This is a genomic window from Microbacterium sp. Bi98, assembly GCF_918698045.1.
Lineage (GTDB): Bacteria > Actinomycetota > Actinomycetes > Actinomycetales > Microbacteriaceae > Microbacterium.
This window is the reverse complement of sequence record NZ_CAKKLK010000003.1, coordinates 75,932-89,152: the sequence shown is the minus strand read 5'-3', so window position 1 is coordinate 89,152 and position 13,221 is coordinate 75,932. Positions and strand designations below refer to the sequence as shown.

The window sequence follows — 13,221 nt, the reverse complement described above, 5'->3', positions numbered from 1 at the left end:
GCTTACTCCTCTCCTTCCTCGGAGGTCGGGGCGGTGGTCCCCGGGTAGTTCGACAGACGGTCGTACGCGTCCGTGATGTCTCCCGTGTTGCCTTCCTCCTCGAGAGTCTGGAGGTAGGCGTCGTACTCGTCCTGCTCGACGACCTTGACGTTGAAGAGCATCATCGAGTGGTACTCGCCGCAGAGCTCGGCGCACTTGCCGGCGTACTCGCCGACTCGGGTCGGGATGAAGGACCAGGAGTTGTCCTTCCCGATGTACATGTCCTTCTTGTACAGGAAGTCGATGATCCAGAACGAGTGGATGACATCGCGGGACTGCAGGTTGATCGTGACCTTCTGGTCGACCGGCAGCACCAGCGTCGGGAGCTGCGCCTGATCGATGGTGCCGTCCGCGTCCGGCTGGGCCTGGATTCCCATCGTCCAGACGGCGTCGGAGTTGTCCTCTTCTTCACCGTCGTACTGGAAGTCCCACGCCCACTGCTTGGCGATGGCCGTGATCTCGACGTCGGGTTCGTCCCACTTCGTCTCGATCGCCGACTGGTCACGCGCGGTGAAGAAGAACATGCCCAGCACGAGGATCAGCGGCACGACCGTGTAGAAGATCTCGATCGGCATGTTGTACCGCATCTGCACGGGCAGTCCGGTCTGACCCTTCCGGCGACGGTAGGCGATCGCGGCCCAGGCCATCAGGCCCCAGGTGATCACGCCGACGGCGAGGAGGACGATCCAGGAGTTGACCCAGAGCGACGAGACGCGCTCGGTCTGGTTGGTGGCCGCAGGCTCACCCTCCACGAAGCCCGGGAGGTAACCGTTCAGCTCAGTGGCAGTACATCCCGCCAGGGCCACGGCTGCCGCTACTCCCAGGGGGAGAGCGGCCCAACGAAGGCGGCGTTTCGAGGGCACGATGCACCTTTCAGATTGCGGACAGGGCACACCCAAGTCTAGGGCAACCTCACACCTGATTCATGCCAACCACGCAGGTTGGCGGAGGGGTTCGGATCAGTGGAAGCTGTCTCCGCAGGCGCAGCTGCCTGCGGCGTTGGGGTTGTCGATCGTGAAGCCCTGCTCCGAGATCGTGTCCTTGAAGTCGATGGAGGCGCCGTCGAGGTACGGGACGCTCATGTTGTCGATGATGACCTCGACGCCGTCGAAGTCGACGGTCTCGTCGCCCTCGAGGAATCGCTCGTCGAAGTACAGCTGGTAGATCAGGCCGGAGCATCCGCCGGGCTGAACGGCTACGCGCAGACGCAGGTCATCGCGGCCCTCCTGCTCGAGAAGGTTCTTGACCTTCGTGGCCGCGGCATCGGTCAGCTTCACGCCGTGCGCCTGGGTGGTCTCTGCCGAAGTCAGTGTGGTGTCGCTCATGTCGCTCCTTGTGACGGGCCGCGCTCGCACGGCTGGTATCTCGATTTTACCCTCAGGCTCGCGGATGCGGCTCAGATGATGATGTCGTTCATGCGCGAGAGCAGCAGAGCCTCGGTCGCGACCGCATGGCGGAACGTGTCGAGGTGCAGCGATTCATTCGGGCTGTGGGCACGCGAGTGCGGGTCCTCGACGCCGGTCACGAGAATCTGCGCATCGGGGAACTCCCGCACCAGATCTGCGATGAACGGGATCGAACCGCCGACGCCGAGGTCGACCGGCGGCACACCGTACCCGTCGCGCATCGCATCGCGGGTGAGGGCGACCGCCCAGCCGCTGGTGTCGACGAGGAAGCCGTTTCCCAGGTCGACGTCGGTGAAGGTCAGCTCCGCACCGAACGGCGCGTTCGCGCGCAGATGCGCCTCGAGGGCGGCATACGCCTCCTCCCCCGTCTGACCTGGCGCGACGCGCGCGCTCACGACCACCGTCACCTCGGGAAGGAGGGTGTTCGACGCCGCGGCGACGCTCGTCGCATCGATCCCGATGACCGTGACCGCCGGCTTGTTCCAGATCCGGCTGAGAATGCTGCCCCCGCCGACCGGAGACGTGCCAGGAAGAAGACCCGCTTCATCGCGGAGCGTCTCCTCGGTGTACTCCGGCGTCGGCGCGTCGCGCTCGGTCATCCCCTCGACGGCGACGGAGCCGTCCTCGTTCCAGAGCGTGGCGAGCATCCTCACCGTGGCCATCATGGCGTCCGGAACCGCTCCGCCGAACATGCCCGAGTGAGACGCATGGTCGAGGGTGCGCACGCGCACGGTGAAGCGCGCGTTGCCACGGAGCGAGACGGTGAGGCCGGGGGTGACCGAATCCCAGTTGCCCGAGTCGGCGACCACGATCGCATCCGCCCGGAGCGCTTCCTTGTAGTCCGCGAGGAACTGAGCGAAGGAGCGCGATCCGTACTCCTCCTCCCCCTCGATGAACATCGCGATCCCGAGCTCGAGATCGTCGCCCACGACCTCGGCCACAGCGCGGATCGCGGCGATGTGCGCCATGATGCCCGCTTTGTCATCGGCGGCTCCGCGCCCGTACAGGCGTCCGTCGCGCACCGTTGGCTCGAACGGCGGCGTCTCCCACAGCGCGTCGTCTCCCGGAGGCTGCACGTCGTGGTGCGCGTAGAGCAGGATCGTCGGCTTGCCGTTGCGCGCAGCACGCGTCGCGAGCACGGCAGGCTGCCCGTGCTCGGCGGTGCCGGGGATCGCGGCGCGCAGCACCCGCACGTCGTCGAAGACCCCCGTCGCCGTCGCGAGCGCGGCGACCGCCTCCGAGCTGCGTTCGAGCTGCGTCTGGTCGAACGCGGGCCAGGCCATGCCGGGGATGCGGACGAGTGCGCCCAGGTCGCTCAGCGCGGCCGGGAACCCTGTGGCTGCGGCCTCGAGGACGGCCGGCTCGCGTTCGCTGGACAGATTCTGGTCACCGGGCTGGGCAGGAGATGTCATGCGAGTAATCTTAAGGTGATCCGCCTTCACTGAACCGAGGAACCTCGTGGCCACTACCCCTGTCCCCCCTTCGACGAACGACGACGCCGCCGAGACGACCGCGTCGGGCAAGGGACGCGCGACGCCGACCCGGGCCGAGCAGGAAGCGGCCCGCCGCCGTCCTCTGGTCGCGAACACCAAGGAGGCCAAGGCCGCAGCGCGCGCCGAGCTCAGCGAGCGACGCAACCGCGCGCAGGCCGGTCTGGCGGCCGGCGAGGAGAAGTACCTCCCGGCTCGCGACAAGGGCCCGCAGCGCCGCTGGGTCCGCGACTACGTGGACGCCGGATGGCACCCCGCCGAGTTCGTGATGGGCGTCATGGTGCTCGTCATCCTCATCTCGCTCCTTCCGGCCAACCTCGCCATCGGCGGCTTCGCGATCGCCGGCTGGGCGTACCTGGTCATGATGGCGTACCTGATCCTCGCGATCGGCGGCATGATCCTGCTGGGGATGCGCGTCAAGCGCAAGGTCGCCGCGAAGTTCGGCAAGGACCGCATGGAGCGCGGTCTCGGCTGGTACGCCGCGATGCGGTCGCTGCAGATGCGGTTCATGCGTCTGCCGAAGCCGCAGGTCAAGCGCGGCGACCGCCCCGCCTGATCCCCTGAATCATCGAGAGAGGCGCCTCGTGCTCTATGAGCACGAGGCGCCTCTCTTGTTCGTACGCGCAGCTTCTCAGCGTGCGACGAGGCCCCGGTTGATCTCGCGTCCCCAGAACGGACCGCGGTACAGGAACGCCGTGTAGCCCTGCACGAGCGTCGCGCCCGCTTCGAGTCGCTCCTGAACGTCCGCGGGCGTCTCCACTCCCCCGACGGCGATGACGCAGAACTCGGCGGGCACGGTCGAGCGAACCAGACGCAGCACCTGAAGCGAGCGCTCCTTGAGGGGCGCGCCGGAGAGGCCGCCCGCTCCGATGGCCGCGACCGTCGCCGCGTCCGTCGTGAGTCCATCCCTGCTGATCGTGGTGTTGTGCGCGATGATGCCGGCGAGGTCCTCGTCGACGGCGAGCTTCGCGATCGCGGCGATCTCGTCGTCAGCCAGATCGGGGGCGATCTTGACGAGCAGCGGAGTCTTTCCGGATGCCGCGCGCACCGCCCGGAGCAGCGGAGCCAACGTCTCCACCGCCTGCAGTCCCCGAAGACCCGGGGTGTTCGGGGACGAGACGTTGACGGCCAGGTAGTCGGCCAGCGGGGCCAGCCGCGTCGCCGAAGCGACGTAGTCGGCAGTGGCGTCCTCGACGTCGACGACACGGCTCTTGCCGATGTTGACTCCGATGACCGTGTCAGGGGCGCCGCGACGCAACCGCGCGAGGCGCCGGGCCGCGGCATCCGCGCCCTCGTTGTTGAATCCCATGCGGTTGATGACCGCACGATCGGCGATCAGCCGGAACAGTCGGGGCTTCGGGTTGCCCTCCTGCGGGATCGCGGTGACGGTGCCGACCTCGACGTGGCCGAAGCCGAGCGCTGCAAGGCCGCGGACACCGATCGCGTTCTTGTCGAACCCGGCGGCGATGCCGAAGGGCGAGGAGAAGCTCAGTCCGAGTGCGTCCACCCGCAGCGACGGGTCCGGCTTCGTCAGTGCCCGCGTCGCCCAGGAGAGCGGCGGCACTCCGAGCACGCGGATCACCGCCATACCGGCGTGGTGGGCGAACTCGGGGTCGAAGCGCGACAGGACAGCGCGAAAGAGCAGCGGATACATCCCTGCCAGATTACCGGTCGGCAGGCTCCGGCTTGACGTGGTCGGCACGCAGATCCGTGATGGCGCTCTCGAAATCCTCGAGCGAGTCGAAAGCCTGATACACGCTCGCGAACCGCAGGTATGCGACCTCATCGAGGTCGCGGAGGGGTCCGAGGATGGCCAAGCCGATCTCGTTCGTATCGAGCTGCGAGACACCTGTCTGCCGCACGGCCTCCTCGACACGCTGAGCGAGGACCGCCAGATCGGCCTCGGTCACGGGGCGCCCCTGACACGCCTTGCGCACGCCGGAGATCACCTTCTCGCGACTGAACGGCTCCATGACGCCCGAACGCTTGATGACGTTGAGGCTGGCCGTCTCGGTGGTCGTGAAACGCCCGCCGCACTCAGGGCACTGACGACGGCGCCTGATCGAGAGACCGTCGTCGCTGGTGCGGGAATCGATGACGCGAGAGTCCGAGTGACGGCAGAAGGGGCAGTGCATCTGACCGATCCTACGCGGTGAAACGCGCCTCGATCGCCTCGCCATGCGCGGGGAGCACTTCGGTCTCGGCGAGGGCGACGACCCCCTCACGGACCTCGGCCAGGGCGGCCCGATCGTAGGAGATCACCTGCTGCGGACGAAGGAACGTGTAGGCGCCGAGTCCCGGCGCATAGCGCGCCTGTCCCCCGGTCGGCAGAACATGGTTGCTGCCCGCCATGTAGTCGCCCAGACTCACCGGCGTGTGGTCGCCGACGAACACCGCACCTGCGCTCGTGAAGCTGTCGGCGGCGTCCTCGGCGTCCTCGAGGTGAAGTTCGAGGTGCTCGGGAGCGTACGCATTGCTGAACGCCGTGGCCATGGCACGGTCGTCGACGAGCACGATGGCGGACTGCGGTCCGTCGAGAGCTGCGGCCACCCGGGTCGCATGACGGGTCGCGCCGGCCTGCCGCGCCACCTCTTCGGCGACACGATCGGCGAGCTGAGGCGAGTCGGTGACGAGGACGGCCGAAGCCTGCTCGTCGTGCTCGGCCTGACTGACGAGGTCGGCGGCGATGAGACGCGGGTCGGCGGCGGCATCTGCGACGACGAGGATCTCGGTGGCCCCCGCCTCGGAGTCCGTGCCGACGACCCCGGCCACCGCCCGCTTGGCGGAGGCGACGTAGTTGTTGCCGGGCCCTGACAGCACGTCGACCGGGTCGAGTCCGATGCCGGCGACGCCGTGCGCGAAGGAACCGATGGCGCCGGCACCGCCGATGGCGTACACCTCCGTGATGCCGAGGAGGCCTGCCGCGGCGAGGATCGTGGGGTGGACGCGACCTCCCTGATCCGCCTGGGGCGGTGAAGCGAGCGCGATCTGCTCGACGCCCGCGACCTGGGCGGGGACGACGTTCATGATGACGCTGGACGGATACACCGCCTTGCCGCCGGGGATGTACACGCCCGCGCGGTGCACAGGCTGCCAGCGTTGGGTGATCGTCGCGCCGGCGCCGATCCGGGTGATCCGACGTTCGGGAACCTGGGCTTCGGAGGCGATGCGCACCCGGCGGATCGCCTCGTCGAGGGCATCGCGGACAGCAGGCGCGAGGGTCTCGAGAGCATCGGCGATGTGCTGCGCGGGCACGCGGATCTCATGACCCGTGACACGATCGAAGCGTTCAGCCTGTTCGCGCAGCGCCTCTTCGCCGCGCTCGCGCACGTCGTCGACGATGCGCGTGGCGGTGTCGAGAGCCTCGGCCCGTGCCTGGGTGGCTCGCGGCACGGCCGCGAGCATGTCAGCCGGCGAGAGCGTGCGCCCTCGCAGATCGATCGTGCGCAAGATCAGCCCTTCGTGATGTCTGAGATGTCGTGCAGGTAGCCGATGCGACCGTCGTCGTGTCGGATGACATAGGCGCCACCGCGGTCCTCGATGACGAGCGCCCACGCATTCGGTCCGATTCGGAAGATGACCTCGCCGCGTTCGTCATGCACGTCCCGCTCGGTCGGCGCGAGGATCCAGAAGGGCTGCGGGGTCGAGTAGGCGTCCTGAGGGCTCGTCGCGGCGAAGTCCGAGTCGTGTTCGACGGCGGGGAACGCGGTCGTCTCGGGCGACGAGACATCGCGCGCGGTCGCACCGAGAAGCGACTCGATGCTTCCGGTGTCGGACACGATCTCGGGTTCCTGGCCGCGCGACCGGCGCGAGTACGCCGGGGTGTACTCCTCATCGGAGGTCGTCTCCTCGGTCCCGGTCCCCCCGCCCGACGCGTGGGAGGACAGCGGCACCTGCTCGGCGACATCGAGACGGGCGACCTCATCGGTCGCCTGCTCACGGGACAGTTCGACGTCGATCCCCTCCGCCGAGGGTGTCGTGTAGGCGGTCGGGGCAGCGTCCGTCGCGTAGGCCGTCGGTGCGGCGTCCGTCCCGTAGGCCGTCGGCGCGGCGTCCGTCCCGTAGGCGTCCGTCACGTAGGCCGTCGGTGCAGCGTCCGTCGCGTAGGCCGTCGGCGCGGCATCCGTCGCGGCGGTGTGGGCCTCAGGAGCGACATCGCTCGACGAGGCGGGCGATGCGTACGACGCAGGTCGCAGGTCCGTGTCGGCCGAAGTATCGGCCTCGACGGCGACGGGAGCGTCGGCGCCCGGGGCGGCAGGCTCGGGGCGAGGACGCGCGATGACCGGTCGGACCGGATTGGCGTTGCGGTGCGCGAGCGTGACGAGTCGGCCCTGGAAGTCTTCCTTGAGGCCGGGCACCAGCGGAGCGAAGACCGTGAGGACGACGAGCGCGAGCGCTGCGAGCAGCTGAACGACGCCGTTCCAGGGCAGCCCGAAGACACCGAACTCGATCGCGAACGCGACGGCGTTCCAGAGTGCGCCGAGCCAGAAGACCGCTGAGACGGAGAACGCCACGGAAGCGAACTGGTCGATCCCCAGCGAGCCGACCCGGCGGATGCCGTCGGGTGAGAAACGGCGGAGGACCAGCAGGAACACGGCGACCGTCGGCACGCCGATCGGGAGGACCCACTGGATTCCGGCACCCCAGATGGACGAGTCTCCGACGTACGGGAAGAACGACGCGATGAAGGCGATCAGCCACACGCCGACGATGAGCAGCTCCCGCAAGGTGAATCCGAGGATGCCGTACTCCGGCGTCACCTCATCGTCATAGAGCACGCCGTCGTCATCGGAGAAGTCCTCGTCGAGAGGTGACTCGTCTGACGCCGACGACCGGTCTGCAGCTGAGTCGTCACTGTTCAGGAAGGGTGATTCCGTGCTCATGGGGAGGGTCCTTTCGCCACGGTGCAGAGCCTTAGTCGTCGTGCACCCGAACGCGTCCCGATACTACCCGGTGCGTCCGTGAGGACCCATCGAGCGGCAGCGTCCGCTGGTGCTCAGCCCAGGCAGGTCGGCCCGAGCAGCGATTTGAGATCTCCGAACAGATCGGCCGAGACCTTGACCGGCATCGGCACGTCGAAGACCTTCGCCGTGCCGCCGCGGTGCACCCGCAGCACGACCTCGGTGTCCCCGTTGTGACGGCGCAGCACGTCGGCGAGCTCGTGCATCACCCGCTCCGTCGCCCTCTGCTCGGCGAGCACGAGCGAGAGCGGACCCGCGGCGTCGAAGGAACCGACATCCGGCGCGAACGCCGACTGCGCATGCAGGTTGAGTCCGTCATCACGCTTCGACACCCGGCCGCGCACGGCGAGGATCGAGTCCTGCTGCAGGATGTGCTGGAACTCGGTGTACGTCTTGCCCATGAACATGACCGTCACCTCGCCGTTGAAGTCCTCGACGGTGATCATTCCGTACGGATTGCCACTGGCCTTCGCGACGCGATGCTGCACGCTCGTGACGAGACCGGCGACGGTGACCTGCTCACCGTCCTGCATGTCCTCCGAGTTGATGAGGTTGTGGATCGAGATCGACGCGTGCTTCGCCAGAGGCACCTCGAGCCCGGCCAGGGGGTGGTCCGACACGTAGAGCCCGAGCATCTCGCGCTCGAAAGCGAGCTTGTCCTTCTTGATCCATTCGGGGCGGGCGGGCACCTTGGCAGGCGGCGCCTCTTCCATTCCGTCGTACAGACTGTCGAAGTCGAAGCCGATCGCACCCTGTGCTTCGTTCCGCTTGCGATCCACAGCCGCCTCGACGGCATCCTCGTGGACTTCGAGCAGCGCACGGCGCGAGTCGCCCATCGAGTCGAACGCGCCGGCCTTGATCAGAGACTCGACCGTGCGCTTGTTCGAGACGTGCAGCGGGACCTTCTCGAGGAAGTGATGGAACGAGGAGAATCGCTCATCCTTGCGGGCCGCGATGATGCCCTCGACCACGTTGCTGCCGACGTTGCGGACGGCACCGAGCCCGAATCGGATGTCGTCGCCGACAGCGGCGAAGTACTTGATCGACTCTGAGACATCGGGCGGCAGCACCTTGATGCCCATTCGACGGCACTCGTTGAGATAGAGCGCCATCTTGTCTTTCGAGTCGCCGACGCTGGTGAGCAGCGCGGCCATGTACTCGGCGGGATAGTGCGCCTTGAGGTAGGCGGTCCAGTACGAGACGACCCCGTATGCCGCCGAGTGCGCTTTGTTGAAGGCGTAGTCCGAGAACGGGAGGAGGATCTCCCAGATCGCGTTGACGGCACCGTCGGAGTACCCGTTCGCGTGCATGCCGGCTTGGAAGCCCTCGAACTGCTTGTCGAGCTCGGACTTCTTCTTCTTGCCCATCGCTCGGCGCAGGATGTCGGCCTGGCCGAGCGAGAACCCGGCCACGCGCTGGGCGATGGCCATCACCTGCTCCTGGTAGATGATCAGGCCGTAGGACTCGTCGAGGATGTCGGCGAGCGATTCGGTGAACTCCGGGTGGATCGGTGTGATCGGCTGCTGGCCGTTCTTGCGCAGCGCATAGTTCGTGTGCGAGTTCGCACCCATCGGACCCGGGCGGTACAGCGCGATGAGCGCGGAGATGTCGCCGAAGTTGTCCGGACGCATCAGGCGCATCAGCGATCGCATCGGCCCGCCGTCGAGCTGGAAGACGCCGAGCGATTCGCCGCGACCGAGCAGCTCGTAGGCGCCGCGGTCATCCAGGGCGAGGTGTTCGAGGTCGAGCTCCTCCCCGCGGTTGGTGCGGATGTTGTCGAGAGCGTCCGAGATGATCGTGAGGTTGCGGAGCCCCAGGAAGTCCATCTTGATCAGCCCGAGCGACTCGCAGGACGGGTAGTCGAACTGGGTGACGATCTGGCCGTCCTGCTCGCGGCGCATGATCGGGATGATGTCGAGCAGGGGCTCGGACGACATGATCACACCGGCGGCGTGCACGCCCCACTGGCGCTTCAGACCTTCGAGACCGAGGGCGCGGTCGAAGACCGTCTTCGCCTCGGGATCGGTCTCGATGAGCGCACGGAACTCGCTCGCCTCCTTGTAGCGGGGGTGCGCCGAGTCGAACATGCCGTCGAGAGGCATGTCCTTGCCCATGACGGGCGGCGGCATCGCCTTCGTCAGCCGCTCGCCCATGCTGAACGGGAATCCCAGCACACGCCCCGCATCCTTCAGAGCCTGCTTCGACTTGATCGTGCCGTAGGTGACGATCTGAGCGACGCGCTCGGAGCCGTACTTCCTCGTCACGTAGTCGATGACCTCGCCGCGGCGACGGTCATCGAAGTCGACGTCGAAGTCGGGCATCGAGACGCGGTCGGGGTTGAGGAAGCGCTCGAAGATGAGACCGTGCTCGAGCGGGTCGAGGTCGGTGATCTTCATGGCGTAGGCGACCATCGACCCGGCGCCCGAGCCACGGCCCGGACCGACGCGGATTCCGTTGTCCTTCGCCCAGTTGATGAAGTCGGCGACGACGAGGAAGTAGCCGGGGAACCCCATCTGCAGGATGATGCCGGTCTCGTACTCGGCCTGCTTGCGCACCTTGTCGGGGATGCCGCTCGGGTATCGGTAGTGGAGGCCCGCTTCGACCTCCTTGATGAGCCAGCTGTCCTCCGTCTCGCCGTCCGGCACGGGGAAGCGCGGCATGTAGTTGGCCGCGGTGTTGAATTCGACTTCGCACCGCTCGGCGATGAGCAGCGTGTTGTCGCAGGCCTCGGGGTGGTCGCGGAACAGCTGACGCATCTCTGCGGCGGTCTTGATGTAGTACCCGTCGCCGTCGAACTTGAACCGGTTGGGATCGTCGAGCGTCGAACCGGACTGCACGCACAGCAGCGCCTCATGGGCATCGGCCTCATGCTGGTGCGTGTAATGCGAGTCGTTGGTGCCGACGAGCGGGATGTTCAGATCCTTGGCGAGCCGGATCAGATCGGTCATCACCCTGCGCTCGATGGAGAGACCGTGATCCATGATCTCGGCGAAGTAGTTCTCCTTGCCGAACAGGTCCTGGAACTCGGCGGCCGCCGCACGTGCGGCGTCGTACTGGCCGAGGCGCAGTCGCGTCTGGATCTCACCCGAGGGGCATCCTGTGGTGGCGATCAGGCCCTTGCCGTATGTCTGCAGGAGCTCCCGGTCCATGCGGGGCTTGAAGTAGTAGCCCTCCATGCTCGACAGCGAGCTGAGACGGAACAGGTTGTGCATCCCCTGCGTGCTCTCGCTCCACATCGTCATGTGGGTGTAGGCACCGGAGCCGGAGACATCGTCGCTCTTCTGATCCGGGGAGCCCCATTGCACACGCGTCTTGTCGCTGCGATGCGTGCCGGGAGTCACATAGGCCTCGAGACCGATGATCGGCTTGATGCCCGCGGCGTTCGCCGCCTTGTAGAACTCGAACGCCGCGAAGGTGTTGCCGTGATCGGTCACGGCGATGGCCGGCATGTCGTAATCTGCCGCCGCCTGCGTCATCGCCGCGATCTTCGCCGCCCCGTCGAGCATCGAGTACTCGCTGTGCACGTGCAGGTGGACGAAGGAGTCGGATGCCATGCCTTCGAGTCTACTTTCGGCATCCGACATCGAGCGTCGCCGCACCTGCCGCTCCGGGGTCCCGCATCGCTTCAGGGGAGCGAGTCCACGACGCTCACGGTGAAGACGTGCCTCTCGTCTGCCAGGGAGGCGGGGATCAGCGAAGAGGCGACGTCGAGCACCGCGGTCGTCTCCGTGACGAGCCCCGTGGTCGTGTCGATCGTGATCGAGCGCCGCTGAATCGCTGGCTGACCCGACAGAGCCTCTGTCGACGCCGAGAACCGCAGCGTCGCCGAGGTCGCATCGGCGGACACGATCTCAGACCCGGAAAGCATGCTGAGGGCGTCGTACATCGTCGCCCGCTCAGCCCCCGACCCCATGTTGTACGACAGAAGCTCGATGAGGACCCACCCGACCTTGTAGTCCTGATCGCCCGCGACGATCCCCTGATTCTCTCGGATCCACGCGATGAGCGCCGCCGGGTCCGTGGGCATCGCCGAGAAGAACGCCACGAGCCCGTACCCGTCCGGGGTGGCCCAGGGTGCTGACGGCCCGTTCGAGAAGTACGGATCGCCGCCCGAGGCCATCGCCTCCTTGTGCGCCTGGGCGAGCGCCGCGGCGTCCGGCCCGAAGGTGTCGCTCACTGTCCAGGGCTGATCGGTGGCGAAGAACCACTGCTGCGTCGGGTCGGCCGGCGCATAGGAGTTCCAGGAGGAGCTTCCGCGCCAGGCGTTCTGAGCGTTCGACCGATCCGCCTGATACTGCCCGCCGTTCGGATCGGGCTGGTGATAGACGATCTGCTCCAACTGCGTGTGCACGCGCAGGTACTGTCCCGGTGCCAACGTCAGGCCGGTGAACGACCGAGCCGCAGTCGCGGCGGCGCCGAAGGCCCCCGCAGCCGTCATCGGCTCCTGTGTCGGCGCGGGCGTCGGCGACGGCTTCAGCGTCTGTCCTGGCTCCCGCGTCGGAACGGCCTCGATCACGGGCTTCGGCTGTTCGGTGAGTCCCGTGATCACCAGCACGCCCGCCGTGGCCGCCAGTGCGGCGCCCACGAGCACGCCGGCCACGAGCCGCTTCGGTGCGGCAGGGCGAGCGGACACCGAGGTCTTCCCCGCGGCGATCTCGCTCATCAGTCGAGCGCGGGCCGAGTCGAGATGCGAGTCCACACCATCGACATCCGGCTTGGTCTTCTGAACCTTCTCAAACACGTCCACGGACTTCTCCTTCCTGCTGCATCTCGAACGAACGGGCCTTTCGCGCCGGATCGAGTCGCGTGCGAACGCGATTCAACCGGGAGCGCACGGTGCCCCACAGGCACACCGAGACTCTCCGCGATGTCTTCGTAGCTCAGCCCCTGCCAGGCGTAGAGCAGAAGCGTCTCCCGATCCTTGGGCGACAACGCCGCGATCTTCTGCCGCAGGGCACGCACTTCGCGCTCGGCGTCCACGCGCCGCATCGCGTCATCGAGTCCACCGAGCGACGTATGGTCCTCCCCGACGACCGCGGCGAACGAGCGCCAATGCCGTGCCTCGACGGCTCTGTGCCGACGGATGAGCCGCGAGGCGATTCCGAGCAGCCAGGGAGAGGCTGAGTGCTTGCTCAGGTCGAAGTCCCCTCGACGGCGGAAGGCGACGAGAAAGGTCTCGCTGAGCACGTCCTCGGCGGCATGGGCACCCACCCGATATGTCGCGAACGCGTTCACCGCACGTGCATGTCGGTCGAACAGCTCGGCGAACGCCTCAGGCCGACTCAGCGACCGCCGGATGATCTCACTGTCTGTGCTCACACTATG

The 13,221-nt window shown here is 67.2% G+C and carries 11 protein-coding genes; 1 reads left to right on the top strand and 10 read right to left on the bottom strand.

Translation table 11 applies throughout. From position 1 onward, the window contains the following. Positions 1-2: 2 nt before the first annotated feature. The 3 genes from coxB to LQZ85_RS07090 form a co-directional block, all read right to left on the bottom strand. The gene (gene coxB / locus LQZ85_RS07100) at positions 3-902 is read right to left on the bottom strand and encodes a cytochrome c oxidase subunit II (protein WP_053096718.1); all 900 of its coding nucleotides are present in this window, start codon (positions 900-902) and stop codon (positions 3-5) included. A gap of 96 nt (positions 903-998) precedes the next feature. Then, entirely contained in the window at positions 999-1,364 is a 366-nt protein-coding gene (gene erpA / locus LQZ85_RS07095) for an iron-sulfur cluster insertion protein ErpA (protein ID WP_053096720.1), read from the bottom strand. Between the two features lie 71 nt (positions 1,365-1,435). Beyond that, positions 1,436-2,857 carry a dipeptidase gene (locus tag LQZ85_RS07090; protein WP_230100722.1) on the bottom strand — a complete coding sequence of 474 codons (1,422 nt, stop codon included), beginning with the start codon at positions 2,855-2,857 and terminating at the stop codon, positions 1,436-1,438. 46 nt (positions 2,858-2,903) lie between these two features. Between LQZ85_RS07090 and LQZ85_RS07085 the strand changes: the two genes are divergently transcribed. Continuing rightward, the gene (locus LQZ85_RS07085; protein WP_053096724.1) at positions 2,904-3,491 is read left to right on the top strand and encodes a DUF3043 domain-containing protein; all 588 of its coding nucleotides are present in this window, start codon (positions 2,904-2,906) and stop codon (positions 3,489-3,491) included. Positions 3,492-3,566: 75 nt separating this feature from the next. Here the strand turns inward: LQZ85_RS07085 and LQZ85_RS07080 are convergent, their stop codons facing one another. The 7 genes from LQZ85_RS07080 to LQZ85_RS07050 form a co-directional block, all read right to left on the bottom strand. Then, a complete protein-coding gene (locus LQZ85_RS07080; RefSeq protein WP_230100721.1) occupies positions 3,567-4,589 on the bottom strand; it encodes a quinone-dependent dihydroorotate dehydrogenase in 1,023 nt (340 codons plus the stop codon). 10 nt (positions 4,590-4,599) lie between these two features. Then, complete coding sequence (nrdR, locus tag LQZ85_RS07075; RefSeq protein WP_053096729.1) at positions 4,600-5,070, bottom strand: transcriptional regulator NrdR; 471 nt, start codon at positions 5,068-5,070, stop codon at positions 4,600-4,602. A gap of 10 nt (positions 5,071-5,080) precedes the next feature. Continuing rightward, entirely contained in the window at positions 5,081-6,388 is a 1,308-nt protein-coding gene (gene hisD / locus LQZ85_RS07070; RefSeq protein WP_230100779.1) for a histidinol dehydrogenase, read from the bottom strand. Further along, the gene (locus LQZ85_RS07065; RefSeq protein WP_230100720.1) at positions 6,388-7,818 is read right to left on the bottom strand and encodes a hypothetical protein; all 1,431 of its coding nucleotides are present in this window, start codon (positions 7,816-7,818) and stop codon (positions 6,388-6,390) included. Before LQZ85_RS07065 ends, hisD begins: the two co-directional genes overlap by 1 nt. Before the next feature lie 113 nt (positions 7,819-7,931). Beyond that, the gene (gene dnaE / locus LQZ85_RS07060) at positions 7,932-11,450 is read right to left on the bottom strand and encodes a DNA polymerase III subunit alpha (RefSeq protein WP_230100719.1); all 3,519 of its coding nucleotides are present in this window, start codon (positions 11,448-11,450) and stop codon (positions 7,932-7,934) included. Between the two features lie 71 nt (positions 11,451-11,521). Further along, entirely contained in the window at positions 11,522-12,643 is a 1,122-nt protein-coding gene (locus LQZ85_RS07055) for a hypothetical protein (protein WP_230100718.1), read from the bottom strand. Then, positions 12,559-13,131, bottom strand: a complete 573-nt coding sequence (locus LQZ85_RS07050) for a sigma-70 family RNA polymerase sigma factor (RefSeq protein ID WP_230100778.1) — start codon at positions 13,129-13,131, stop codon at positions 12,559-12,561. The genes LQZ85_RS07055 and LQZ85_RS07050 overlap by 85 nt, the downstream gene beginning before the upstream one ends. Between the last annotated feature and the right edge of the window lie 90 nt (positions 13,132-13,221).

Excerpts from the sequence above, each read along its gene's own strand:
- erpA (WP_053096720.1), bottom strand. The coding sequence starts at position 1,364 with ATGAGCGACACCACACTGACTTCGGCAGAGACCACCCAGGCGCACGGC.
- LQZ85_RS07090 (WP_230100722.1), bottom strand. The coding sequence starts at position 2,857 with ATGACATCTCCTGCCCAGCCCGGTGACCAGAATCTGTCCAGCGAACGC.
- LQZ85_RS07080 (WP_230100721.1), bottom strand. The coding sequence starts at position 4,589 with ATGTATCCGCTGCTCTTTCGCGCTGTCCTGTCGCGCTTCGACCCCGAG.
- nrdR (WP_053096729.1), bottom strand. The coding sequence starts at position 5,070 with ATGCACTGCCCCTTCTGCCGTCACTCGGACTCTCGCGTCATCGATTCC.
- LQZ85_RS07065 (WP_230100720.1), bottom strand. The coding sequence starts at position 7,818 with ATGAGCACGGAATCACCCTTCCTGAACAGTGACGACTCAGCTGCAGAC.
- dnaE (WP_230100719.1), bottom strand. The coding sequence starts at position 11,450 with ATGGCATCCGACTCCTTCGTCCACCTGCACGTGCACAGCGAGTACTCG.